General features: G+C 66.6%; 22 protein-coding genes, 1 tRNA gene and 1 riboswitch. Of the genes, 9 read left to right on the top strand and 14 right to left on the bottom strand.

The features are described from left to right. Positions 1-49: 49 nt before the first annotated feature. The 6 genes from Q3866_RS06065 to Q3866_RS06040 form a co-directional block, all read right to left on the bottom strand. Positions 50-1,738 (bottom strand): acetolactate synthase large subunit, encoded by a 1,689-nt coding sequence (locus Q3866_RS06065; protein WP_301830391.1) that lies wholly within the window; start codon positions 1,736-1,738, stop codon positions 50-52. A gap of 5 nt (positions 1,739-1,743) precedes the next feature. Next, positions 1,744-3,534 carry a radical SAM protein gene (locus tag Q3866_RS06060; protein WP_301830388.1) on the bottom strand — a complete coding sequence of 597 codons (1,791 nt, stop codon included), beginning with the start codon at positions 3,532-3,534 and terminating at the stop codon, positions 1,744-1,746. Positions 3,535-3,629: 95 nt separating this feature from the next. Next, positions 3,630-4,352: an energy-coupling factor transporter transmembrane protein EcfT gene (locus Q3866_RS06055; protein ID WP_301830386.1), complete on the bottom strand. Its 723-nt coding sequence runs from the start codon at positions 4,350-4,352 to the stop codon at positions 3,630-3,632. After that, positions 4,349-5,959, bottom strand: a complete 1,611-nt coding sequence (locus Q3866_RS06050; protein ID WP_301830384.1) for an ABC transporter ATP-binding protein — start codon at positions 5,957-5,959, stop codon at positions 4,349-4,351. The genes Q3866_RS06055 and Q3866_RS06050 overlap by 4 nt, the downstream gene beginning before the upstream one ends. After that, the gene (locus Q3866_RS06045; RefSeq protein ID WP_301830382.1) at positions 5,952-6,554 is read right to left on the bottom strand and encodes an ECF transporter S component; all 603 of its coding nucleotides are present in this window, start codon (positions 6,552-6,554) and stop codon (positions 5,952-5,954) included. The genes Q3866_RS06050 and Q3866_RS06045 overlap by 8 nt, the downstream gene beginning before the upstream one ends. Before the next feature lie 146 nt (positions 6,555-6,700). Beyond that, complete coding sequence (locus Q3866_RS06040; RefSeq protein WP_293825887.1) at positions 6,701-7,351, bottom strand: YkoF family thiamine/hydroxymethylpyrimidine-binding protein; 651 nt, start codon at positions 7,349-7,351, stop codon at positions 6,701-6,703. Positions 7,352-7,471: 120 nt separating this feature from the next. Then, positions 7,472-7,568, bottom strand: a riboswitch (TPP riboswitch). Between the two features lie 526 nt (positions 7,569-8,094). Between Q3866_RS06040 and Q3866_RS06035 the strand changes: the two genes are divergently transcribed. Both Q3866_RS06035 and Q3866_RS06030 read left to right on the top strand, forming a co-directional pair. Then, positions 8,095-9,174: a 6-phosphofructokinase gene (locus Q3866_RS06035; RefSeq protein WP_367881375.1), complete on the top strand. Its 1,080-nt coding sequence runs from the start codon at positions 8,095-8,097 to the stop codon at positions 9,172-9,174. A 200-nt stretch (positions 9,175-9,374) separates the two neighbouring features. Further along, positions 9,375-9,503 (top strand): hypothetical protein, encoded by a 129-nt coding sequence (locus tag Q3866_RS06030; protein ID WP_301830379.1) that lies wholly within the window; start codon positions 9,375-9,377, stop codon positions 9,501-9,503. Between the two features lie 207 nt (positions 9,504-9,710). On the opposite strand, the gene Q3866_RS06025 is transcribed toward Q3866_RS06030, so the two are convergent. Then, on the bottom strand, positions 9,711-11,066 hold the full coding sequence (locus Q3866_RS06025; RefSeq protein ID WP_301830378.1) for a M18 family aminopeptidase: 1,356 nt from the start codon (positions 11,064-11,066) through the stop codon (positions 9,711-9,713). A 141-nt stretch (positions 11,067-11,207) separates the two neighbouring features. Here Q3866_RS06025 and Q3866_RS06020 point away from each other — a divergent pair, with 141 nt between their 5' ends. The 4 genes from Q3866_RS06020 to Q3866_RS06005 all read left to right on the top strand — a co-directional run bounded on the left by Q3866_RS06020 (position 11,208) and on the right by Q3866_RS06005 (position 17,182). Next, a complete protein-coding gene (locus Q3866_RS06020) occupies positions 11,208-12,179 on the top strand; it encodes a D-2-hydroxyacid dehydrogenase (protein ID WP_301830377.1) in 972 nt (323 codons plus the stop codon). A gap of 245 nt (positions 12,180-12,424) precedes the next feature. Next, positions 12,425-14,215 (top strand): 1-deoxy-D-xylulose-5-phosphate synthase, encoded by a 1,791-nt coding sequence (locus Q3866_RS06015; protein WP_301830375.1) that lies wholly within the window; start codon positions 12,425-12,427, stop codon positions 14,213-14,215. A gap of 3 nt (positions 14,216-14,218) precedes the next feature. Next, positions 14,219-15,820 (top strand): hypothetical protein, encoded by a 1,602-nt coding sequence (locus Q3866_RS06010; protein ID WP_301830374.1) that lies wholly within the window; start codon positions 14,219-14,221, stop codon positions 15,818-15,820. 612 nt (positions 15,821-16,432) lie between these two features. Continuing rightward, complete coding sequence (locus Q3866_RS06005) at positions 16,433-17,182, top strand: SDR family NAD(P)-dependent oxidoreductase (RefSeq protein ID WP_301830373.1); 750 nt, start codon at positions 16,433-16,435, stop codon at positions 17,180-17,182. A 358-nt stretch (positions 17,183-17,540) separates the two neighbouring features. On the opposite strand, the gene Q3866_RS06000 is transcribed toward Q3866_RS06005, so the two are convergent. Further along, on the bottom strand, positions 17,541-18,032 hold the full coding sequence (locus Q3866_RS06000) for a PTS glucose transporter subunit IIA (RefSeq protein ID WP_301830372.1): 492 nt from the start codon (positions 18,030-18,032) through the stop codon (positions 17,541-17,543). A gap of 96 nt (positions 18,033-18,128) precedes the next feature. Beyond that, positions 18,129-18,908 carry an SDR family NAD(P)-dependent oxidoreductase gene (locus Q3866_RS05995; RefSeq protein ID WP_301830370.1) on the bottom strand — a complete coding sequence of 260 codons (780 nt, stop codon included), beginning with the start codon at positions 18,906-18,908 and terminating at the stop codon, positions 18,129-18,131. Positions 18,909-19,093: 185 nt separating this feature from the next. On the opposite strand from Q3866_RS05995, the gene Q3866_RS05990 reads away from it, so the two are divergent. Together Q3866_RS05990 and Q3866_RS05985 are read left to right on the top strand one after the other, a co-directional pair. Next, a complete protein-coding gene (locus tag Q3866_RS05990; protein ID WP_301830368.1) occupies positions 19,094-19,303 on the top strand; it encodes a hypothetical protein in 210 nt (69 codons plus the stop codon). Next, a complete protein-coding gene (locus tag Q3866_RS05985; RefSeq protein WP_301830366.1) occupies positions 19,267-19,449 on the top strand; it encodes a hypothetical protein in 183 nt (60 codons plus the stop codon). Before Q3866_RS05990 ends, Q3866_RS05985 begins: the two co-directional genes overlap by 37 nt. A gap of 163 nt (positions 19,450-19,612) precedes the next feature. Here the strand turns inward: Q3866_RS05985 and Q3866_RS05980 are convergent, their stop codons facing one another. The 5 genes from Q3866_RS05980 to Q3866_RS05960 form a co-directional block, all read right to left on the bottom strand. After that, entirely contained in the window at positions 19,613-19,828 is a 216-nt protein-coding gene (locus Q3866_RS05980; protein ID WP_293673460.1) for a DUF3006 domain-containing protein, read from the bottom strand. 46 nt (positions 19,829-19,874) lie between these two features. Next, complete coding sequence (locus tag Q3866_RS05975; RefSeq protein WP_301830364.1) at positions 19,875-21,344, bottom strand: ComEC/Rec2 family competence protein; 1,470 nt, start codon at positions 21,342-21,344, stop codon at positions 19,875-19,877. A gap of 104 nt (positions 21,345-21,448) precedes the next feature. Then, a complete protein-coding gene (locus Q3866_RS05970) occupies positions 21,449-21,661 on the bottom strand; it encodes a hypothetical protein (RefSeq protein WP_301830363.1) in 213 nt (70 codons plus the stop codon). A 432-nt stretch (positions 21,662-22,093) separates the two neighbouring features. Beyond that, positions 22,094-22,170 (bottom strand) — tRNA-Met (locus Q3866_RS05965). 863 nt (positions 22,171-23,033) lie between these two features. Then, positions 23,034-24,044, bottom strand: coding sequence for a nucleoid-associated protein (locus Q3866_RS05960; RefSeq protein ID WP_293673913.1), 1,011 nt, complete (start codon positions 24,042-24,044; stop codon positions 23,034-23,036). 171 nt (positions 24,045-24,215) lie between these two features. Here Q3866_RS05960 and Q3866_RS05955 point away from each other — a divergent pair, with 171 nt between their 5' ends. Further along, complete coding sequence (locus tag Q3866_RS05955; RefSeq protein WP_301830360.1) at positions 24,216-24,716, top strand: histidine phosphatase family protein; 501 nt, start codon at positions 24,216-24,218, stop codon at positions 24,714-24,716. Positions 24,717-24,889: the final 173 nt, after the last annotated feature.

Below are 24,889 nucleotides of genomic sequence, written 5' to 3'. Positions count from 1 at the left end.
AGACACGTCCCTCTGTCCCCACCAGCGAGGGTGGCAGCCGAGCTAGCCCCTACTCCCCGTAGCGCTCGCGCAGGCGCTCGGTCAGGGCCATGTTCTCGGAGTAGTCGACGCGCACGACCACCACGCTCGGCGCGTCGTCGTGGGAGAAGGCCATGTCGAGCGTGGGCATGAGCTCGGCGGCGCTCGTCACCTCGTAGCCGTGGCAGTGCATGGCCTCGGCATAGGCCTTGAAGTCGGGGTTGGAGAAGCCCACGCCAAACGTGTCGCCAAACTGCTCCTCCTCCTTCCAGCGGATGAGCCCGTAGTGCTCGTCCTCCCAGATGAGGACCACGATGGGAATGCGCTCGCGCACGGCGGTCTCGAGCTCCTGCGAGTTCATCATGAAGCCGCCGTCGCCGGTGACGGCCAGCACGCGGCGCTCGGGGTGCACGAGCTTGGCCGCGATGGCGCCGGGAACCGAGAAGCCCATCGAGGCGAAGCCGTTGGAGATGAGGCAGGTGCGCGGCTCGTAGCAGGGGTAGTTGCGGCCAATCCAGATCTTGTGGGCGCCCACGTCGGAGACGAGGATGTCGTGGCGGCCCAGCACCGAGCGCACGTCGGCCAGGATGCGCGCCGGCTTCATGGGGTAGGCGTCGCTTGCGGCCATGCGGTCGAAGTCGTCGCGCAGGCGCTTGCCCACCGCGAGCAGCGCCGCGGGCTCGGGCGCTCCCTCGCGCTTCGCCACGCGCAGGATCTGGTAGATGCTGTCGGAGATGTCGCCCGTGACCTCGACGTCGGGCTCGTAGAGCTGGTTGACGTCGGCCGGAAGGCCCGAGATGTTCACGATCTTCATCTCGTGGGTGTGCCACTTCTTGGGCGCGCACTCGATGAGGTCGTAGCCCACGCCAATCACAAGGTCTGTCTGGTCGAACGCGTCGATGATGTAGTCATGCTGCGGGATGCCCACCACGCCCAGGCGCCAGGGGCTGTCCCAGGGGACGATGCCCTTGCCCATCATGGTCTGCACCACGGGGATGTGCAGGCGCTCGGACAGCGACCTCACGGCCTCGGCCGCGTTGGCGCGCACGGCGCCGGCACCCACCAGGAGCAGCGGATTTCTGGCCTCGGAGATGAGACGGGCCGCCTCGATGACGCTCGCGGGGTCGGCGTAGAGCGCGGGCGGCTGCTGGCGACGCATGGGGCGAGCCGTGCTGGGCATGTGCGCCACGTTCTTGGGCAGGTCGATGTGGGTGGAGCCGGGCTTTGCGGCCTCGGCGTACTTGAAGGCCAGGCGGCAGATCTCTGCCACGGTGTCGGGGCGCATCACAACCTTGCTGCGCTTGGTAATGGGCGCAAACATCGCCGAAAGATCGAGGTACTGGTGGCTCGTGAGCTGCATGAGCTCGCTGGAGACCTGCCCCGTGATGGCCACGAGGGGCGCACCGTCGAGGAAGGCGTCGGCCACGCCGGTGACGAGGTTCGTGGCGCCCGGGCCCAGCGTGGCGAGGCAGACACCGGCGTGGCCCGTGAGGCGGCCGTAGACGTCGGCCATGAAGGCGGCGCCCTGCTCGTGGCGTGTGGGGACAAAGCGGATGCCCGAGCCCTTGAGGGCAAACATCAGGTCGAGGTTCTCCTCGCCCGGGATGCCAAAGACGTACTCCACGCCCTCGGCCTTGAGGCAGTCAACGAGGACCTGCGCGCAGGTCTTGGTCGAAGGAGCGGCGGCGTCACCAACGGCGCACGCCTGCAGGGCGGGCAACCAACCTAGTGCAGAAGCGGGTTGTCGAGGTGGAGTTCGGGGCGGGGAGAGCGGCTGGGGGCCTTCGCAACGGGTGCGCTCGAGACGAGCTCACTGCGAACAGCCCGCAGCTCCCAGGCGCTGGCGACCTCCGCCGTGGCCGACCCCGCGCGCACGTGGGCGAGCGCGGCCGAGAAGACCGGCCCCACGATGTCGCAGCGCCACACGCGGGCCTGCACGTAGCGCCAGCCACCCTGCTCACGCAGCCACAGCTCCACGGGCTCGTTGAACCACAGGGCATGCGCAAGGGCCGCGCCGGCGTCGCTGCGGTCCTCGCGCAGGGCCACCACGTAGGTGTCGTTCGTCACGCTGCCACCAATAATGCCCAGTTCAGAGGCCGAGAAGACCTCAACGGCCAGAGCGTCGGCAACGAACGGGGCGTGCAGACGGGTCGCATCGTCGCCCGCAGGTGTGGCGCCCGCGGTAAAGGCGGGGTCGCTCGCGCTCGTCTCGCCCAAGCGACGCCAGACGTCCAGGTCGCAGCGCTCGAGGTCTGCGTCGGGGTGGTTGCCGCAAGCCTTGTAGTCGTCCTCGAAGGCGGCAAGCCCCGCGCGGGCGCGCACGGCGTGCATCTCGCGCGCAAGGCGAACGTAGTAGTCGATGGGCGGCATGGGGCGCCAGCCCAGCACCGCGCGGCGGTGCGGGCGCCAAATCACCGAGAGGCATGTGACGCCGCGCTGGGCAAACCAGTCGCACGCCTCGACGTTTTGCGCCACCGCGTCGCCGACGCTCGCGGCGGCCCCCTCGCCCGCGAGCTCGGCACCGCCCACGAGCTGCGTGTACACGTTGCCGCGGCCAAAGACGTCCACGGCGTCCACCGTGCGACGCAACCACTCGTCGTAGCCAACGTGGGCGTCCTTGCCCGGGCACAGGCGGGCAAACTGGCCCGCTCCCCAGACCTCGAGGTTGGGGCTGTAGGAGCTCACGGGTGCAAGCTCGCGCAGGTGGGCCAGGGTGTCGGCGTCATAGGCAGGCGCCATGAGCTGCGAGGCAAAGGGCGCCGAGAAGCCCTGTCCCATGGCCGAGAGCGCGCGGGCGTAGCGGGCGACCTCGCGCGAGAAGGGCGGCTCGCCGTCGAAGTCGGAGCCGCCCGAGATGTAGAGCTGGGAGTAGCGGCCCGGCTCGGAGAGCGCTGCCCGCACGACCTCGGCGATCTCGGCGCAGGGCACCTCGGGGTCCTGGCCACGACGGGTGAACAGGGCGCAGAAGCGGCACTGCCTGCCCTCGCGCCAGAACTCGCAGCGGCGGTAGGCGGTGAGGATGAGCTTCTGGGCGCGGGCGTCTGCCAGGGCGTCGGCCGGCGTGCCCGCGCTCGTCTCGAAGTCATAGAGCGCGGGGCGCGGGGTAAAGCCGATCACGTCGACGAGGCCCTCGCGCGCATCGCCGGGTGCCTCGTCGCCATCGGCCAAAATCGTGCCCGACGCCGGCTCGCGCAGCGTGAACTCGCAGGTGGCGGCGTCGTAGTCGATAACGTAGGGGTCGTCGTAGGTCTCGCCCCAGTTGATGTAGACGTAGGTGGCGTCGCGCAGCAGCACGCCGCCGGGCATGACGGCGCGCTGGGTGGCGCGGCCGGCGAAGGCGATCTCGAACGGCTCGTCCGAGGCAAAGCGATAGTCGGGCCGCTGCAGCCGCGCGAGCGCGCGGGCGGTCAGGCGCGCGCCATGCCACACCATCGAAATCTTGAGCAGCACAAGCGGGCTCATATCGGGGTACTCCGCGCACAGCCTGCGCCACTCGGCAGCCTTCGACTCCACCATGACTCCGTCTCTCCAATCATCTATCAGCGGGGACAGAGGGACGGGTCTTTTGTCCCCGCCAAACGGGGACATTAGAGCCGTCCCTCTGTCACGGATTACGGAACGAGCACGAGCGCGGCGACGATCCCTGCGTTGAGTCCCACGGCAAACACGAGGTCGCGGGCGCGCAGGGGCACCTCGAAGGCGCAGCGGCGCGGCGCCCCGTCCTCGAACCCGCGCGACTCCATCGCCATTGCAAGGCTCTCGGAGCGCTCGAGGGCGTGGGCCAGCATGGGCACCACGCGACGGGGCGAGAAGGGCCCCACGCGCACGCCGCGCGCCCTGAGCGCAAGGCCCACCTCGCCGTACTCGTCGCGCACCACGGGGAAGAAGTGGTAGGCGGCAAGCACGCCGTAGGCAAACTTGGGCGGCAGGCGGAACTGCTGCATCAGGCTCATGACCAGCTCGAACGCGTCGCTCGTGAAGGCAAACGCCATGCCTAGGCCTCCGTAGGCCAGCACGCGACTCGCAAGCTGCGCGGCCGTGGTCCAGTCGCTCGCAAACAGCGTGCGCTGGCCAAACATGTCTGCCTCGACGCCCGCCGAGGCATTGCCGCTCGCGCCGTACATGAGGCCGGTAACGAACATAGCGAGCGCCGTGATGGCAAACGGCAGCATCGCGAGCGCAAGGCCCCTGCGGTTGCACCCGCGCGAGCAAAGCGTGGCCACGATAGCCAGCGCCGCCACGGCCAGGTTCACGCGCGTGTTGAACGTCACGGACAGGAGCAGCGACGCCACGATGAGCGCCGCGAGCTTGACTCCGGGGTTGAGGCTCCTCATCGCTCACCCACCCCCTCCAGGCTCCGCTCGAAGCGCGTAAGCTCGTCGCGCGAGATTTCGCGGACGCGCCCATCCTCCACAAGCAGCACTTTATTGGCAATGGCTCGGGCAAGCGTGAGGTCGTGCGTGGCCATGACCACGGTGAGGCCCGCCGCCACGCGGCCCATGAGCATGTCGAGCATGAGGCGCGTCGAGCGCTCGTCCTGCGCATAGGTGGGCTCATCGAGCAGCAGCACGTCGGCCGCTCCGGCAAGCATCGAGAGCATGGCGAGGCGGCGCTGCTGCCCCTGCGAGATCTCGTAGGGCGAGCGCTCGGCGAGGCCGGAGAGGGCAAACTCGTCGAGAAGCGCCGGTACGCGGGCCTCGAGCTCTTCCTCGCTGGCGCCGGGGTTGGCCGCGCGCAGCGTCACGAGCACCTCCTCGGCAACCGTGAGGGCCAAAAACTGCAGGCGCGGGTTTTGGAAGACGAGGCCCACGCGACCCTCGACGACAAGGCTCCCGCGCGTCTCGCACGCACCGGCGATGGCGTGGAGCAGCGTCGACTTGCCGCTGCCGCATACGCCCACCAGAGCCACCACGCTTCCTCGGGCCACGTCGAGGCTCACGTCCTTAAGCACCGGGGCGTAGGCACGGCGGCGACCATAGCCGCAGCTCAGGCCATGCGCAAGCACGACGGCACCGCAGCTGGCAACGTCATCGCCGGCGTCATCGCCCGCGCCACCCCTCTCGCCCAGATCGACGGGCGCGTAGCCCGCGGCCCACTCGTTGCCCGAGAAGAGCCCGGCAGCGGCAAGATCGGCCGCATGGGCGGGCCACTCCCCCGCCGAAAACGAGGCATCGTCGAGGCTGCCCTCCCCGCACATGAGCACCACGCGCGTAGCAAACGGCAGCCACCACTCCGCGCGGTGGTCAACGACCACAAGCGTTACGCCCATCTCGGCATTAAGACGACGCAGCTCGGCAGAGACCGCGGCACACGACGCGGGGTCGAGGTTCGCGAACGGCTCGTCGAGCACGAGCGTGCGGGCCCCGCAGGCAAGCGCGGTACACAGGGCGAGCTTCTGCTTGAGGCCGCCGGAGAGTCGCCCGATCTTCTCGGCAGCGCGGTCCTCAAGGCCCACGAGGGTCAGCAGCTCATGGCAGCGGTCGCGCAGGCTGCCCTCGTAACCCACGTTCTCCAGGGCAAAGAGCACTTCGCGCTCGACCGTGTCCATGCAGAACTGGTTGTCGGGGTTCTGGAACAGGATCGAGACCTCGCGGCTGCGCTCGCGCGCGCCCATCTGGGCCACGTCGCGCCCGCCGGCGAGCACGAGGCCCTCCATCTCGCCCGCATAGGTGGGGTAGAGGCCCGCCAGGCACAGGGCCAGGGTCGACTTTCCGCAGCCAGACGCCCCCATCACGAGGACGACCTCCCCCCGGCCAACGGTCAGGGAGAGGTCGCTGAACACGGGGGCTGCGCCCTCGCCGTAGCGAAAGGCGAGGCCCCGCGCCTCGAGTGCGGGCGCCGGGACGGCAGCGGCAGCGGCGCCGTAGCCGTTCGCGGCGGCCTGGGCGCTTGCGACGCCCCGACCACCCGCGACGCAGTTGTCGACGCTTGCGCTAGGCACGGTTGCGGCCCAGGGCATAGCCCTTGAGCAGGCCGGTCTTGGCCAGGCCGTCGCCGATGGCCTTGGACAGGAAGCCGCAGAACACGACGGAGCTCACGAGGCGTACCACGAAGAACATGACGAGCACGGGAATCGAGAGCAGGCCGTAGCCCGAGCGGATGAAGCTCCACACGAAGCTGATGACGGTGCAGAAGACGGCGGCGAGCATCATGTCCTTGGTCTTGAAGCTCTTGTAGTGGCCAAGGGCAAAGGCAAGCTCGGCGCCGGCGCCCTGCACGAGGCCGGTCACGATGACCATGGGGCCGTACATGTTGCCAAGCAGCACCTCGATGAGCGCGGCGATGACCTCGGACACGAGGGCCACGCCCGGGCGCTGGATGATGTAGGCGGCAAGCGTCGAGACCATGAACCAGATGCCAAAGACGATCTCGTTGCCCATGGGGCCGATGCCCATCGGCGTGAACGCGGCGACCATCGCGGCGGCGGCGTACACCGCGATGAGGTAGACCACGCCAAAGACGATGCAGAGCATCGCCACGAAGATGATCTCCTGAAGCTTCCAGCCGCCCTTGGCGCTGTCCTTCTCGTTAGCCATTGCTATCCCCTCTCGCCCGGCTCGCGGGCATCGTGTTGGCCCGCACCCCGCGGGCCCGTAACGCTGGTCTTTTGCGCATCCACCGCGGTGCGCGGTGGATGCGCGCACGGTTGCACGGTCGCCATGGACGGCGGCACCGCGCGGTCCTACTCGGCGGACTCGTCCGTCGGGCTGTTGACGTTAATGGTGAAGTGCAGCACGTAGTGGTGGACGCTCTCGGTGTCCTCCATGAGCTGGCAGACGTCCTGCAGGTAGGCAAAGATGTCGCGGATCGATCCCTCGATGCGCGTGGCGTAATGGATCGTGGTGGGGTTGAGGCCGCGGTCTTCGGCCATGCGCCAGACGGCCGCGATGTCGTCGATGTAGTCGCCCACGCCCATGGGATAGAGGGCGAGCTTGCACAGGGCCGGCTGGGTGGCCGCCTCGACCAGCGCGTGGTTGGGGGCCTCGCCCTCGACGCTCAGGACCGAGTCGCCCGAGACATCGCCGGGGCAACCCTTGGAGACCTGGCCCTCGAGCGCCATGTGGACGTTCTCGGTCCAGGCGCTCGCGAACAGGCCCGCGACGGCGTCCATGACGTAGGGCAGCTTGCCGCGGTAGACGGTAGAGAGGGCATCGGACTCGCTCCAAACGGCCGAGGTGTCGACGCGGCCGAGGGCGCCCAGGATGATGTCGACGAAGTTGTCGCACATGGGGTAGAGCGAGAAGCGGCAGCCAGAGATGGGCAGGCTGGTGCCGCGGCCGGCCCAAGGAAGATCGGGGCGGTTGCAGCCCTCGCAGCAGGATTCGTCGGACATGGTTTCCTCTCCCTATGAGTTGCGTTTTCGCAGGTGGCAGGCGCGGGCTCGGTAGAGAGGACGAATCTGCAAGGTGGGACCGGTGGCCAACGGCATACGGCCGTGGCACGAGAAAAGCCGCCGTAAAGCGGAGAGCTTCCCTACGCTGGTCCTAACCAGGTCAGGTTCAAGGGGTTGGAAATCCTCTCAGCTCTTGCGAGCACCCCCAGCTGTGTTGCGCAAGCCTTTGTTCGCGCAACGGCATTGGATTATACGGCGAGCGGTTGCCACGTCAAGTGTCGTTGTTGGCGGCAGGGCATTGGGGAAGCCCCTGATTCGAAAACCCATCAAATAGGTAACCTACGAGGGACTCTTCGAGTAGAGCGACCCTCATGGCAATAAAACCCCAGTTGGCCAATGGGCCGGCAGACGACCTACTTGGCACGCGCGCCGGAGGTTACCTATTTGATGTGTTTTTTGGCAGACTGATGCCCCCTCGCAGGCCGGACCCGGCAAATTACCCCATCAGTTGTGTAGCCGAATCGGTGGTTGCCAAAGTAGAGAGCTTCCCAAACCGGCAAACCCCAGTTGGACAACGGACGACCGGGCCGACTACCCAACCCGCTGCCTCGCCCCTACCCAAACGTTTACGCAACGGGCACGCCCGCTTGTGCAACACTAATGCGCAAGGAAAACCGCAACCAACGCCGCGGCGCTCCCCGGCCGCGACCGCGCCCCTGCGCGCGCCCACAGGAGGGATGAACATGTTTAGAATCGGCCTGCTCACGAGCGGCGGCGACTGCCAGGCTCTCAACGCCACGATGCGCGGCATCGTCAAGACCATCCTCAAGAACTCAAAGGACAAGGTCGAGATCTTCGGCTTCGAGGACGGCTACCAGGGCCTCATCTACGGCCGCTACCGTCAGATGAAGTGGAAGGACTTCTCGGGCATCCTCACGCAGGGCGGCACCATCCTGGGCACCTCGCGCACCCCGTTCAAGCTGCTCGACGTCCCCGAGGCCGACGGCGTCGAGAAGGTCCCGGCGATGATCGCCACCTACCGCAAGCTCAAGCTCGACGTGCTGTTCGTGCTAGGCGGTAACGGCTCGACCAAGACGGCCAACCGCCTGCGCGATGAGGGCCTCAACGTCATCGCGCTGCCCAAGACCATCGACAACGACACCTGGGGCACCGACATGACGTTTGGCTTCCCCAGCGCCATCGACATCGCCACCAAGTGCATCGACGACATCCACACCACGGCCAACAGCCACCGTCGCGTCTTCGTCATCGAGATCATGGGCCACAAGGTGGGCTGGATCCCGCTGTATGCGGGCATCGCCGGCGGCGCGGACGTCATCCTCATCCCCGAGATTCCCTACAGCATGGACAACGTGGTCGCCGCGATCGAGCGGCGCGAGAAGGACGGCGGGCGCTTCGCGATCGTCGTGGTGGCCGAGGGCGCCATCTCGCGCGAGGAGGCGGCCATGAAGAAGAAGGACTACAAGAAGAAGGTGGCCGCGAGGGTGCAGCCTTCCGTTGCCTACGACATCGCCGAGGAGATTGCCCAGCGCACCGACCGCGAGATTCGCGTGGCGGTGCCGGGCCACACCCAGCGCGGTGGCGAGCCGAGCGCCCAGGACCGAATCTTTGCCACCCAGTGCGGCGTCGAGGCCGCGCGCGGCGCGCTCGCGGGCGAGTTTGGCTACATGATTGCCCAGCGTGACGGCCACATGGCGCGCGTTCCGCTCGAGCAGGTGGCCGGCAAGCTCAAGTACGTCGACCCCAACTGCGAGCTCATCCGGGAGGCCAAGCTCCTGGGCATCTCCTTCGGCGACGAGTAGGCCGAGAGGGAGGTCAGGCGGCGTCCCAATGGCCCAGCCGAGAGGGACGCCGGGCAACACCCGAACGACTTGGCCGAGAAAAACTGCAGGCACCAACCCATGCCCGCGATGGCACGCGCAAGCGCCGCCATCGCGGGCTTTTTTTGAGAGGCGCATCCCGTACAATTTAATAAAGGACAGCCGCCAGCGGGGAGGCGACCATGAGCGAGACGACCGTTCAGTTCATGTGGTTCATCGTCATCACGTTGGTGGCAACGCTGTTGCAGATCGCCCTGTTCCTGGGCGTCGCTGCCCTGGTCGTCCTCATCGTCAAGAAGCTGTGGAAGTAGCGGGCTGGCCGCGAGTCCGCGCGGCGTACCCGCCCGGCCCGTCAGCATCGCACCGGCCTACCCGGACCGCCGGCATCGTACCGGCTCGAACCGGCCCGCCGGCATCGCGCTCCACCTCACTCCCGCACCCATTCAACCAAAAAGGCGCCCCGCCGCCGAACGGCGTCGGCAGCGGGGCGCCCGCGCGTCAATCCAAATTAGCAGCCACTACGCCAGCGTGGCACCATCGGCACCGTCGATGCGGACGTCGGCGTCGTAGAACGCCTTCACCGCCGCGATCGCCAGGGCCACGTCGCGCGTGCCACCCGTCTCGTAGCTCGAGTGCATAGCCAGCTGCGGCAGGCCCACGTCAACGGCGTGCGTGCTGACCTGCGTGTTCGACAGGTTGCCCAGCGTGGAGCCGCCCGCCATGTCGCTGCGGTTGGCAAACACCTGCACGGGCACGCCGGCGTCTGCGCACACCGCCGCGAACACCGCGCGCGAGAAGGCGTCGGTGCAGTACTTCTGGTTCGCGGCCTCCTTCACCACGATGCCACCGTTCAGCACGCAGCGGTTGAGGGCGTCGGACTTGTCGGACTGGTTGGGGTGCACGGCGTGCGCGTTGTCGCAGCTCACGAGCATCGAGCCGGCAATGGCGCGGCGCAGGGCCTCCTCGTCCTTGCCCAGTGCCGCGTTGATGCGACCCAGGGTGTCGGCGAGCAGGGTCGACATCGCGCCCTGCTTGGTGTTGGAGCCAACCTCCTCGTTGTCAAAGCAGCAGTAGACGCTCACGTCGCGCTGGTTGTCGCTCGCGAGGAGCGCCTTGAGCGAGGTGAACGCGCAGGCCAGGTCATCGAGCTTGGGCGAGGACACAAACTCGCTCGCCACGCCCCACACGCACGGGCGCTGGCGGTTCACGAGGAACAGGTCGCGTGCGACGATCTGCTCGGGAGCCACGCCCAGGCTCTCGGCCACCAGGGCGTCAACGGTGCCCACCGTGCAGTCGCCGGCCGACATGATGGGGCACAGGTCGCTCGCGCGGTTGGGCGAGAACTTCTCGTTCATGGCGCGGTTCATGTGGATGGCGAGGCTCGGGATGAGCGCCACGTCGCGGTCGAGCGACACGAGGCGGCTCTCGATGCGCGCGCCGTCGCGCACGAGCACGCGGCCGGCCAGCGACAGCGGCTTGTCGAACCAGGTGTAGTCGATCATGCCGCCGTAGGCCTCGGTGTCGAGGCGCAGGTAGGAGCTGGGGCCGTCGAGCTCGCAAGCCGTCTTGAGCTTGAACGTGGGCGAGTCGGAGTGCGAGGCAGCAAGCTGGAAGTGGTACGAGCTGGCCTCGTCGTTGAGCTTCTCGCCCACCTTCCAGGCGATGACGCTCGAGTTGTTGCGGCAGGTGTAGTACGAGCCGCCGGGACGCACCTCCCAAGCCGCGGTCTCGGGCAGGTAGGTGAAGCCCGCCTCGTCGAGATAGGTGCGGATGGTCGCCGCCGTGTGGAACATGCTCGGGCTCTTCTGGATGAAGTCGATGAGCTCCTCGGCAAGCGCCACGTCGGCCGCGGAGGTCTTGCTAGTGTTGGCCATGGTTTTCCCTTCCTTGGGTTATTGCCTCGTCCAGTCTATAGCACCCGTGATGCCGCAGCCGAGAAGGATGCGGGCGAACGGGACGTCCCCCCCGCCCCGCGCCGTACAATGGCGGCGAAGAGTCGACGAGAGGAGACCCGCGTGACCGCATCGAACCCACTCAACGTCCTCGTGCTGCTGCCGCTTACGGACGAGCAGCGCGCCCGCCTCGAGACCGGCGCGCCCCACGCCCGCTACACCTACGTGACGCCCACAAGCCCGCTGGACGTGGGCGCACCCTCGGCCGAGCAGGTAGCCGAGGCCAACGTCATCGTGGGCAACGTCTCGCCCGCGCTGCTTGGCCACGCCGCCAACCTCAGGCTGCTGCAGCTCAACTCGGCCGGCTACGACAGCTACATCTCCGCAGGTACCGTGCCCGCCGCGGCCGCGCTTGCCTGTGCCGTTGGCGCCTATGGCCAGGCGGTCTCCGAGCACCTCTTTGCCATGACGCTCTCGCTCATGAAGCGTCTCCCCACCTACCAGGACTGCCAGCGCAAGCACAACTGGGCAGACCTGGGGCCAGTCACGACCTTTGACGGGGCGCGCGTGCTCGTGCTGGGCACGGGAGACATTGGCGGCCACTTCGCGCGCCTGTGCGCCGGCATGGGCGCCACCGTCGTGGGCGCCAACCGCCACGGTGGCGAGGCCCCGGCGGGCTTCAGCCGAGTCGTGACGATGGACGCGCTGGCCGCTGAGCTTGCGGAGGCAGACGTCGTAGCGTCGTTTCTCCCCAGCACGCCGGCCACCCGCGGTCTTGCGAACGAGAAGTTCTTCTCGGTATGCAAGCCGGGCGCCTACTTTGCTAACGGCGGGCGCGGCGACCTCGTGGTGGCAGACGCCCTCGTGGCCGCGCTCGAGAGCGAAAGGCTCGCCGGAGCCGCACTCGACGTCACGACGCCCGAGCCCCTGCCGGCCGACCACCCCTTCTGGAACACCAAGAACCTGCTGCTCACGCCCCATGTCTCGGGCGGCTTCCACATGGCCTGCGTGCTCGACAACATCGTGGGCATCGCGGCCGAGAACCTCGCCCACCTCGCGGCCGGCGAGCCCATCCGCAACTTCGTGCGGCACTAGGGCAAGACGGGCAGGGCGGCAAGGCGCGCTCACTCCCCAGCCACCCCTGCGCCCACGCGCCACGACCGCCGGCCGCCCCCCTCTTTACAGAAAAGGTGACAAAGGGCTCTGGCCCCTTTGTCACGCGCGCCGCTCACTCCCCAAATTCTGCGCCCGCACGAGCCCGCCACAACTTAAGCGGGTAAGTGTGCCAATCTATAAGGTCACGAACGCGCGCGGCGCCAGGCAGCAACTAAGGAGGGCACATGTATCTTGAGGGCATCGACTCTCCCGCCGACGTGCGGGCGCTGCCCCGCGAGGCCATGCCCGTCCTCTGCGCCGAGATTCGCCACGCCATCATCGACAGCTGCGCCAAGATCGGTGGCCACCTCGGCCCCAATCTCGGCATCGTCGAGCTCACGGTGGCGCTCCACCGCGTGTTCGACTCCCCCACTGACAAGCTCGTCTTCGACGTCTCGCACCAGACCTACGCCCACAAGATGCTCACCGGCCGCGCGTGGAACTACCTCGACCCCAAGCGCATGGGCACCCTCTCGGGCTTCGCGAGCCCAGTCGAGAGCGAGCACGACCACTTCTCGATGGGCCACACCTCCACCTCGGTGAGCCTCGCGGTGGGCCTCGCCCGCGCCCGCGACCTCGCCGGCCAGAGCCACGACGTCGTTGCCGTGATTGGCGACGGGTCGCTCTCGGGCGGCCTCGCCTTCGAGGGCCTCGACGACGCGGCGACGCTCGCCAGCGGCCTCGTCATCGTGGTGAACGACAACGAATGGTCGATCTGCCCCAACCATGGCGGCCTGTACGCGAGCCTCGCCCACCTGCGCGAGACGGGCGGCACCGCGACCGACAACCCCTTCCGCGCGCTGGGCCTCGACTACCGCTATGTCGAGAACGGCAACGACGAGGCTACCGTCGAGGCGGCATTGCGGCAGGTAAAGGGCTGCGCACACCCCATCGTGGTGCACGTGCACACCCGCAAGGGCCTGGGCTTTGCGCCCGCCGAGGCCAACGAGGAGAGCTGGCACCACGTGGGTCCCTTTAACCCCGAGACGGGCGCCAAGCTGGGCGGTGGGCGCGCAAGCGGCGGCATCGTCGAAGCGCCGCCCGCCACCTACGCCGACCTCACGGGCGAGTACCTGCTGGGCCGCATGCGCACCGACCGCGACCTCGTTGCCGTCTCGAGCGCCACGCCCTACATGATGGGCTTCACGGCAGACCGCCGCGAGGCCGCTGGCCAGCAGTTTGTTGACGTTGGCATTGCCGAGGAACACGCGGCCACGCTCTGCGCGGGCCTCGCCGTCGGCGGCGCGCACCCCGTCTGGGGCGTCTACGGCACGTTTCTGCAACGCGCCTACGACCAGCTGTGGCACGACATCTGCCTCAACGCCTCGCCCGCCACGATCCTTGTGTTTGGCTCGAGCGCCTTTGGCACGACCGATGCCACTCACCTGGGCTTTTATGACATCGCGATGCTGGGCGACATGCCAGGCCTCACCTACCTGGCGCCCACCTGCCGCGAGGAGTACCTCGCCATGCTCGACTGGGCCTGCGGCTACGAGGGCAGCCCGGTCGCCATTCGCGTGCCGGGCGCGGGCGTCGTGAGCCGCGCCGACGTTGCGCTGCCGACCAACGGCTTTGCCGCCGCCGAGCCCGAGATCGTGCGCGAGGGGTCAGGAGAGGTGGCGCTTCTCGCCCTCGGTGCCACGATGCCGCTGGGTCAGCAGGTGGTCGAGCGCCTTGCCGCCACGGGCATCGACGTCACCCTGGTGAACCCGCGCTACGCCTGCGGGATCGACCGCGACTGGGTGGTGCGCCTGGGACGCACCGCGCGCCTCGTCGCGACGCTCGAGGACGGCGTGCTCGACAGCGGGTTTGGCAGCCGCATCGCCTGCCTGCTGGGTGCAGACGGCACGCGCGTGCGCTGCTTTGGCCTGCCCCATGGCTTCCCCGACCGCTACGAACCAGCGGAGCTTCTCGCCGCATGCGGCATGACCTGCGATAACATCGTGAGGGAGATTACCGAGCTACTAGAGGGATAGCCCATGCGCGCCAGCGACCTTGAACACGTGCCGTTCTACTCCACCACCTTCGAGGTTGCCGCGGCCGATGGCGCCGACGCGCTCTGGGGCCTCATCCAGTGCGTCCGCGGCTGGATATGCCGCAAGTGGCCCGAGGTCCCGCGAGACATCGAGCGCTGGAGCAGGTTCAAGGTGGGCACGCGCGCCGAGCTCGACGTGTCAGGCGTGGCCTTTGAGTCGGCCCTCGTTCAGCGCGAGGACGGCAGCGTGAGCTGGGCGGGCACCATTCGCGAGACTTTTCGCGAGGGCGAGTGCGCCCCGCGTGAGTGGCGCACCTCGGTTGGCTTTGCGGCGCGCGAGGGCCTCGCGAGCGGCACCGTCTCCGTCGCCGTCTCGTACGCTGACTATTCCGGGTTTCTCGGCCCCATCCTGGACGAACCGCAGGCAAGCGTGCCGGGACTCGTGAGGGGCATCGTCGAGTGCGACTGGCTCGAGGCCACGACGTCGGGGCTGCCCGCGTCGCTGCACGCGATTGGCCTTGGGGCCGGCGACTTTGATGCGTTCTGGCGGTTTGCGAGCAAGCCGGGGCGTACGACGCCGGCCGTTCTCGTAAGCCCCAAGTTCGATGGGACCGTGGTGCGCCACGCGCTCGACGTTCGGGCGCTCGCCGCCATGCTGGGCACGAGCGCTCGCGTCTATTACTCCATTGACCAGGACTTTTGCGCCGAGATGGACGCGGGGCTTCCCAACCTCGACCTGCGCTGCGACGGAGGCACAGTACGCGTCTACGCTCCACTGCCGCGCTTTGAGCGCCCGGAGGACGCAAGGCGGCACCGCTTCTTCTCGTTTGCCCGCGCGCAGGAGCTGGGCGAGGAGCAGCTGCTGGCCATTCTCCACCGGGCGCTGGCCCAGCAGCCCGTGCGCACGGGTCAGCCCCTAGGCATTGCCGAGATTCGCAGCGAGCTGCGCGTGACGCGCGTGATACGCGAGGCCCGGCGCATCGAGACCCTGAGCAAGGCGGACGCCCAGCGTCAGATCGATGAGGCGCTCGACCTGTCACTGCAGCTCGAGGAGGAGAATCGACAGCTCACGGCACAGCTCAGCAGCTCGTGGACGCTGGGGACGAACGGCGGTACTGGGGCGGGCGAGACCGTTGAGCTACCCAGCTGGCCCAAGACCCCCGAGGCCGTGGGGCAGCTCATGGTGGATGCGTATCCCGAGAGGCTCGACTTTACCGAACGCGGCTGGAAGACGCTTCGCAAGGAATGCAAGGCGAGCACCGAGCTGGTCTGGAACGCCCTGCGCGACCTCGCGTGCGTGGCGCACGGGCTGTACGCGAGCGGCGCGCGCGACATCGAGGGCGAGTTCCGCGCGCGGTCGACCTTCGAGTTTGCGTCCAACGCCGGGATGATGACGCGCAAGGACCCCTGGCTCATGGCCCAGTATCGCGACGTCTACCAGGGTCGCGAGCTCAACTGCGAGGCGCACATCGGCAAGGGCAATGGCCACAGCAAGGACCGAGGCGACATCCGCGTCTACTTTGCATTCGACCGCATGAGCGGCAAGATCGTCGTCTCGAGCTGCGGCCCGCACCTCGACAACTACTCGACCCGCAAGATTCACTAGGCCGAGCAGGCATCAAGCCCCTAGGAGGTTCGTGGCGCCGAAACTGTCAATGAAAACGGTTACACGTGCGGTAGCGACTGATTAGCGGATAGTCCTGGCAAGCCCCGGCGCCAGCCAAAGGCCCGCCGCACCGCATTAGGGACGTCAACGACCGCATTTAGTACGAATCTCGGACCAAACGGCCCACTTCGCAAGCCCACATGCCGCACTGGCCGCACGTGTAACCGGTTACAGTGACAGCCTGAGCCAAGCGAACATGTTCGGCCGGGCCAAAATGTCAGTGAAACCGGTTTCCTGTGCAGCGCCCCCAAATTTAGCGGACAATCAAAACGCAAACGAACGCCCTCGGGAACAGTTCAGAAGGCCCCGGCAGTCCTACGCGCCCCCATTTAGTACGACTTTCGTACTAAATGGGAAGCCAGCCACCTCCTGGCGCCCCGCCCACTGCACCAGAAACCGGCTACAGTGACAAATCCAGACGCACGAATCCCTCGGAACGCATAAGGCGCTCGTTCAAGCCCGTAAACCCACCGTTCACACATCAACTGTTAACTCATATCGCCCCGCTGGGCATAACGAAACCGTTGTGTTCAATCAGCGAAAGGGGCAATCATGTTCGACATCAACGGCAAGACAGCGGTGATTACAGGCGGAACCTCCGGCATTGGCCTGGCCACCTCCGAGGCCTTCCTCAAGAAGGGTGCCAAGGTCGTCATCGCCGGCCGTAACGCCGAGCGTGGCGCCGCAGCAGAGGCTCAGCTCAAGGAAATCGCGCCCGACGTTATCTTCCGCCAGACCGACACCAGCGACGAGGACGACGTCAAGGCTCTCGTCGACTTCGCCGTCGAGACCTTTGGCTCCGTCGACATCATGTTCAACAACGCTGGCGTCGGCGGCATGGCGCCCGTCGACCAGATGAGCGGCGAGGAGTTCCGCAAGCTCATCGACATCAACCTCACCGGTGTCTTCTACGGCATCAAGTACGCGGCGTTGCAGATGGAGAAGCAGGGCAACGGCGGCGCCATCGTGAACACCTCCTCCATCGAGGGCTGCGTGGGCGACCCGCTGCTGCCGCACTACAACGCCTCGAAGGGCGGCGTGAACCTGCTCACGAAGTCTGCCGCACTGGCGCTTGCCAAGTACGGCATCCGCGTGAACACCGTGAACCCCGGCTACATCGAGACCGGCATGGTCAACGAGGGAACGATGGGCAAGGAGGGCATCGAGCACCTCAAGAGCCTGCACCCGCTGGGCCGCCTGGGTCAGGCCAGCGAGATTGCCCACGGCGTCGTCTTCCTGGTGGAAAACGAGTTCACCACGGGCCACAACCTCTACATCGACGGCGGCTACACCGCGCAGTAGGAGCCAAGCGCATCAAGTACGATGGGGCGTTGCGAGCTCAGCTCGCAACGCCCCACTCTATTCTCACCCACATCGAGTAAGACGCGCATGAGAGGCAGCTCGCCACGGCAGAAGTGTCAGTGTAAACGTTTTCCGGTGCAGCGCCCTTCAATTAGCGGATAGCACAGACGGCCCATTCTGCTTTCAGCGGGTGCAACTGAACCCATCGCACCCCCGTTTGGTACGAAATTCGCACCAAACGGGGGTGCACTTTGCTTCTTGCGCTGCATCTACTGCACCGGAAATCGTTTACATTGACAGATTTGAGCCAGCAAACCCAGCGAGCACTTTGCAGCGCTATCCAGAATGCGGCCGCACCTTATCCCAACATGCACTTCACAAACTCATCGCCCGCAAAGACCTCCTCGCCTGGCTCTACAAGCAAATCGACGCAGGTCATGTCCGCAGAGTTCGTCACGGCAAGCACCACGCAATCGGGATGGCCCGCCGCGGCCACGCGCTCGCGATCAAAGCGCACAAGGGGCTGACCGGCCTCGACATGGTCGCCCTGGGAAACAAGCAGTTCAAAGCCCTCGCCACGCATCTCAACGGTGTCGATGCCCACATGGACGAGGAGCTCGACGCCGTCATCGGCGGCGATGCCAAAGGCATGAGGCATGGCCGCGCTCACCGTGCCGGCGGCCGGCGCATACGCAACATCCTCGTCGGGCCAAACGGCACAGCCCGCTCCAAGCATACCGGCGGAAAACACGGGGTCAGGCACGTCGCCAATCGCCGCAACGCGCCCGGAGACCGGTGCGCGCAGCACAACGACGCTTCCTTGTTCTCGTAGCGTATCCAGCGTAACCATATCTCCCCAATCAAACAGGCTCTCGGGAAAGCGTACAGCAAAAAGGGGCCGCTCCGAAAAGGAGCAGCCCCACAGCCACGCTTATAAAACCAGCGACTACCCCGTGACGATCGAGTCGAGGTGCAGCGGCATACCCGTCGTGTGCGCCGAGACCTCGGACGCCAGGTAGAGGGCCGCAAACGCCACCTCCTCGGGCCGGCAGTAGCGCTTGTCGAGCGCCGTGCCGGCAAAGATCTTCTCGGCCTCCTCGTGGCTCATCGTGTCGCCAAACGTGTCGAACTCGATGCGGCGCATCATGTCCGTATCGACCGGCCCCGGGCAGATGTAGTTGACGTGCACGCCCGCGGCGCCCACCTCGTTGGCCACGCACTTGGTGAGGCCCGCCACCGCATACTTGCTCGAGCAGTACGTGCTCATCGTCGCGGCCGGGGTGTAGGAACCGGCCGAGGCAATGACCACGATCGAGCCCGACTGCTGCTTGAGCATGTAGGGCACGGCGTACTTCATGACATACATCGGACTAAAGACGTTGAGCGCGTAGACCTTGTTGACCTCGTCCATGTCAACGTCCTGGATGGGCACGCACTTGCCCTCGTAGCCGGCGTTGGGAATGGCGACGTCAACGGTGCCAAAGTACTCGGCCGCGCCCTCGACAAAGGCCTTGACCTGGTCTTCCTTGGTGGCGTCGACCACAAATCCCTTGACGTGGTCCTCGTCGAGGCCCAGCGTGGGGATAAGGGCGTCGAGCTTCTCCTGGCGAGTCGACGAGATGGCGAGCTTGGCGCCCTCGGCGGCAAACGCGCGGGTGATGGCCGAGCCAATGCCGCCCGTGGCGCCGGTGATGAGAACGACCTTGTCCTTGAGCTTCAGATCCATGTTTCCCCCTCCATGGGTTGCGCCCGCAGCCGCGCCCCGCGCCTACAGGCCCGTCTCGCGCTCGATGGCACGCATCACTGTTTTAACCATTTCTTCAGCCCTTAATATCAGAAGTTGAAGCGTTATCGATAAATGGTGATAACGAGTAGCATGGGTGGCAGAAGAGGCGCAACCAAGGAGGGGCCATGCACGTCGTCGAGCACGTGATCGAGTCCGAGAAGGGTCGCATCGTGGGTGACCTCGCCCTGCCAGACTTTGCGGCCGAGACGAACGAGGCAGCGGCGTCAACGGTGGCCGAGAAGAGCGGGACGCCTGGAACCTCGACCCCTATGCGGAGATTGGTGTCTACGGGCGACCCGTGCTCATCACCCACGGCACGGCAGACGAGCTGGTAGACCCACGCTACTCGCAGAGGGCGGCCGCGGTCTACGACCACGCTGGTCTGCACCTCATCGACGGTGCCGGCCATGGCTTCCACGGTGCCGCGCTCAAGGAGGCCACCGGCTACCTGGTCAGCTACCTCGCGAGGGAGAGGGCATAGGAAGCCCAGCGGGAGCCAGGCTTTCGCATCTCGCAGCGCCCGGCATGGCTCGCGCACCACCATGCCGGGGTGGGCGTCTCTGGCGCGCTTTCGCTCCGCAGCCTTCGCGCGACCAGCCCAAACAGATATCGCCGGCGCCCCTCACTGCCTTCGCGCGCCGCCCTTAGTGCTTGAACAACTTGGCCATGAGGTCGGCGTTGAGCTTGAGACGCGCGGCCTTCTCGGCATCGTCCTTGGCCCAGGCGCCGGGCATGCCGCGCAGCACGTCGCCCTTGCCGCAGCCCGCCGGCAGCTCGGCCAGCGGCACGTCCATGAAGCGCGTGCCATCGACCTCGAGCACCGCGATGTTGCCCTCGATGCGGTCGATAATTGCCTGCATGTCTCCTCCTCGCTTCTCGCGCACCACGCCGGCGCCCACAGGCACCCTACGGGTTGCACCTCTTGCACGGGGTATACCCCTGCGACTCCGCCTCGGAGCGCGACATCGCCACGAGGCCGCTCGAGTTGTTCAGGCTCGAGCAGCCCTTGCGATGGTAGCGCTTGCCCTTGCCCGAGGCCGTCACGTACACCACGTCGCCCACCTGCTCGTCGCCGCTCACGCTCTGGCCGCCACCAGCCGCCGCGCCCGACGACTCGCCCGAGCCGCTCGAACTGCCGCTGGAACCACCTCCCGAGCCGGTGCCAGAGCCGTGCCCGATGGAGCGGCCGCTCTTGCCCGCGTCCTGGCTCGCCGCCTCGACGCTACCCTCGCGCTCGCTCGTGACGCTCACCGTGGTGCCGTCCGAGGCGGCCGTGACGGTGCCGTTTACGCGCGTGCCGTACACGTGCGTGCCCACGCCCGCGAGCGCATCAAGCACCACCTGGGTGGGGTGGCCGTAGTTGTTCTGGCCGTAGGAGATGACGGCCGCGCTTGGGGTCAGCTTGCTCGCGAGCTCGGTGTCCATACCCGAAGCGCTGCCGTGGTGGGCCACCTTGAGCACGTCAACATGGCCTGCCCCGCACAGCTTCTGGGCCTCGGCCGGGGCGTCCCCCGTAAAGAGGAACGTGCTGTTGCCGTAGGTCACCTTGATGATGGCCGAGTAGGCGTTGTCCTCGGAATAGCTCGCGCCCTGCTCGGGCCACAGGAGCTCGGCGGTATAGTTCTCCCCGCTTGCGACGGTGCGGCCGGCATAGCACGGCTCAATCGACAGACCCTTGTCGGCAATGGCCGTGAGGAAGCGCGTGTAGGTCTTGGTCGAGCTGTTGACCTCGGGCGCCCAGACGCTGCGCACGTCCATGGTCGAGATGATCGTGTCGAGCCCACCGATGTGGTCGGCGTCAGGATGGGTGGCCACGAGCCAGTCGATCGTGTTGCGTCCATCGGCCGCAAGCTGGGACTTTACCGTACCAGCCTCGCCCGTGGGCGTGTCGATGAGCATGGTTTTGCCGTCGGGAAACTCGATGATGCTCGCGTCGCCCTGGCCCACGTCAACGAAGCGCACGACGAGGTTGTCGAGCGCGGGCGTGGCCGCGGGGGCCTCGGTCGTTGCGGGGGCCGTGGTCGCTGCGGCAGTCGAGGCTGCAGCGGTGGCGACCGCCGGGGCCGCCTGCTGCTGCGGGGACTTGCTGGGCGCGAGCGACCCCATGAGCAGCAGCGACACGAAGGCGCATGCGACGCCCGCGAGCACCTGCCGCACGACGGGAGGCCACGAGCCCACGCGCCTCACGAACTTGGAGTCGGGCGCCTGCTGGGCAAGCTTGCGCCAGCAGTAACGGACGAGGAACCACAGGCCCACGCCCGCGGCGACGCACGCCACGAAGGCCAGCGCGTAAATGGCCAGGCACAGCAGCACGAATGCCGCGCAGTACCACAGGCAGCCCCGCTTCTTGTGAACGACGGCAATCTTCTTGCCCATACGCACTCCCCTGTTCGGGCGAACCTGTCACTTGCTCCAGCATAGCCCTCCGCGATCCTTGCATTTTAGCGGAGAGCTATGATGGGCGGAGCGTGGGCAACGCATCACAGCGCACGGCCAAGAATCAAAAGCAGGATGCCGTAGATGATTCCGGCCAGCACCGCCTTAAGCAGGGCTCGGGCCAGTAGGCTGCGCATCGGCTCAATCTCGGTATGCCCCGCCGCTTTGGCACGGTGCCTGTCCAAGAGGTCGATTCCCAAATCGACAAGCAAGGTGCACAGGGTCACAAGAAATATCCTGGTAAGCAGTACTGTCATGACGCGTCACGGCCTTCGGCGCGGTCCTTTTGACTTGTCCCGATTCATCTGGGCATCCCGAATGTATCGCTCAACGCGGACATTAATCCAAAGGCAAGGTTGGCCCGGCCAGCCACGCTTTTGTCGCGCACCAGGGCGCACTCTGAGGCCATTAGCAGCCCGCATGGTCACAAAACTGGAGACGCCATGAACGACAGGGGCCCGCAGAAGGAGATCGAGCAGCTAACCGACGAGTGCTCGACGGCCGTTTTGCAGGGCGACGGCTCGACCAGAACTTAAGGGCATCAACCTGCGTAGGCGCTCTGGAAGCGAGCACGCATTTGCCCTATGAGCCCAAGTGCCCCAAGCGGAGCAGGCCACCGAGCCGTTGAGCGCGGAAACAGCATCGAGACACGAAAAAGGCCATCGACTAAGTCGATGGCCTTGAACATTTGGTCGCGGGGGCAGGATTTGAACCTACGACCTTCGGGTTATGAGCCCGACGAGCTACCAGACTGCTCCACCCCGCACTGTGTAAGTGCGCGCTTGCGCAAAAAAGAAATATACGCGCCCTTCCCCACCGCGTCAACAATGTGAAGACATCTCCACAATTTGCTCGTCCAACAGAGGCAGCGGCGCGTCGAGCGGCAAAGCCGACGATACGCTAATCAGCTTTTTCGTGCTTAAAACGGGGCAGACCAAGTAGAAGGGGCGACCACCACGGTAAAACCCCAGTTGGCAGAAGCCCATTTGGCAGCCCTACCCGGCCAACCGACAAACAAGCACGAATAAGTTGATTAGCCCCAGCGGGATCAGCGCCCGCCCAGCAAGCAACCCCAGCCCTCGTAAAGCGCGCGTAGGCCGCCCGGTACTCGCCCCGCAGACGCTCGACGTGGCGGTCACTCACCCGCAATGCGTTGATCAACTTTTTCGTGCTTGTATGGCGCCAGCTCGAGTAGAGCGGCATAGCGCCCCTGTAAAGCTGCTGGTAGAAAGGCCGGTGGCATCCTGCATACCCGCCCGGTCGCTAAACAAGCAAGAATAAGCTGATTAGCCCCTCAGCGAAGCCGCCGAGCGCGCACGGCTCCAGCGGCCAACGCGGACGCAAGCTGATCAGCCTATGTACACCAACTTGGCGACAGCTCGAGTAGAGCAACGCAATGCCCCCACAAAATCGCAGGTAGAAAGGGTGGCAGATACCAGGCTACTCACCCATACCCAGCCATGGTGTACAGAAGTCGATTAGGGTTCCTCCAAACGGTCGGTCCGCCCCACGGCGCGGCAATCTTAGCCGCACGCCCACCGCGGCCGCACACGGCGCGGCAGCCTCGCCGGCCGCCCCCCCGCCCAACAAAATAGGCGACGCGGGTCTCCCCGCGCCGCCCTCGCGCACCTACTTGTTCTCGATGCTGCCGATGTTCTTGAGCTCAATCGAGATCAAACCGTTTTCCTCGGTCGAGAACTGGATGAACTCGGGGTCGTCGCCGTACTCGGCCGGGAACGACACCTCGATGCCCGTGTCGGTCACGATGCGGTGGCACCGCACGCGCTTCTGCGCCACGGCCCTGCGGTCGACCGCCACGTTCTCGGGCAGGTGGCGCACCTCGGCCTCGGTCTCGAACGCCTTGCGCGCGGGCTCGGAATCCTCGAACACCTTCTCGGCCAGCCCGTCGCGCGAGAAGCTGTCGCACTCGTCGACCTGTTCGGCCACGAACGCCTTGGCCTTCGACAGCGCGAGCGCCGCGTTGGCGCCGTGCTCCTCGGCCACCTTCTCGACGATCTCGGTCACACAGTCGATCGTCTCGCGCGCGCTCGCCTCGCTCGTGCACTGCAAGAGGCCCTCGGGCAGCACGAGCGTCTCCTGCCCGTCGATCGTGCGCGGCTTGTCCACGTAGGAAATCTCGAGGTTATCGGCACGCACGACCGCCCAGCTCGCGAGCTTCTGCGTCGCCGCCGGCAGCACGCCATAGCGCCTCACGATGTCGCAGCTCACCATCGTGCCCGCCTGGCTCACCTCATGCACAAACGCCTTCTTGCCCTCGAGCAGGAAAAGCCCCAGGTAGCGCACGTCCTCGCCATCCATGAAGTCGACCACGAGCATGTCGGTGCTCTTGGCCCCGTCGGCGCGCTGGATCTCGCCAAACACGAAGTTGGCCATGTCGGCCGTCAGCGGAACGAACTCGTCGGCGCCATGCAGGTAGCGGCTCACCTTCGTGGACAGCGCGTTGTCGGAGCCAAACCTGCCATGGCGGCAGTCGGTCGACCCCAGAGCCTTGCGGCAGATGCTCTGCACGTAGGCCTTGACGGGCTTCTCCTCGAGGTCGAGCTCGGCCTTCGACAGCACGCTCACGGCCGAGTCGAGGTCGAGCACGTGCAGAACGGCCTTGTTGAGGCGAATGATCATGAACCCCTCCATATGGTGGGCCCGCGCGGGCGCGACCGCCCGCGACGCCGGGCGCGGATTGCAGGCGTCAACTATACCGCGCCCCACGCAAACGAAATCGAATCTCAAGAATCCCTGCTAAACCGTACCCAAAACGGGGAGAAGAACAACTACGACAAAAGGAGGCCAACAATGGCACGCACCATCATCCTCGTCCGTCACGGCAAGGCGAAAAAGGCCCAGCTTGGCACGGACGACATCGACCGTCCGCTCGTTCCCGGCGCCGCCGAGGCGCTCGCCCCCACCTTCCGCCACGCGATGGCCCAGCTCCACAGCGCGCGCCAGGCGCACCTGTGGGCGAGCCCGGCCCTGCGCGCCAAGCAGACGAGCGCCGCGCTGGCGCCCGCGCTCGTGGGCAACGGCATCCAGATCGTCGAGACCCGCAACCTGCCCTGCCTGTTCGAGCAGGACCAGGCCACCTTCCTCGACGAGCTCGCCGCCACGCCCGACGACGCCTGCGTGGCCGCCGTGGGCCACATCCCCTTCATGGACGAGCTGCTAACGCGCCTCTGCGACTGCCAAATCGACTTTGCCCCGGGCTCCATCGCAGCCGTCGAGCTCAACGGCGACCCGCGCGACCCCTCCATCTCGGGCACGCTGCTGTGGTACGCCCGCGGCCCCAAGCTGTCCTAGCGCGAGAAGCCCTGCGGGGACAGAGAGACGGGTCCTTCGTCCCCGCCAAACGGGGACAAAAGGCACGTCCCTCTGTCCCCGCCTGGTCCCGCCTGCTGCGAGACGAGGGCGGTACGAGCGGGTCGGCCGCGCCAACAGGCCCGCCCCCGCAGACACGCCCCGCCCCCACAGGG

Origin of the sequence: uncultured Parolsenella sp. (genome assembly GCF_958346945.1) — a bacterium.
In the GTDB taxonomy this organism is placed as follows: domain Bacteria; phylum Actinomycetota; class Coriobacteriia; order Coriobacteriales; family Atopobiaceae; genus Parolsenella.
The sequence above is the reverse complement of the archived record's forward strand: the minus strand, read 5'-3'. Positions and strand labels throughout refer to the sequence as shown.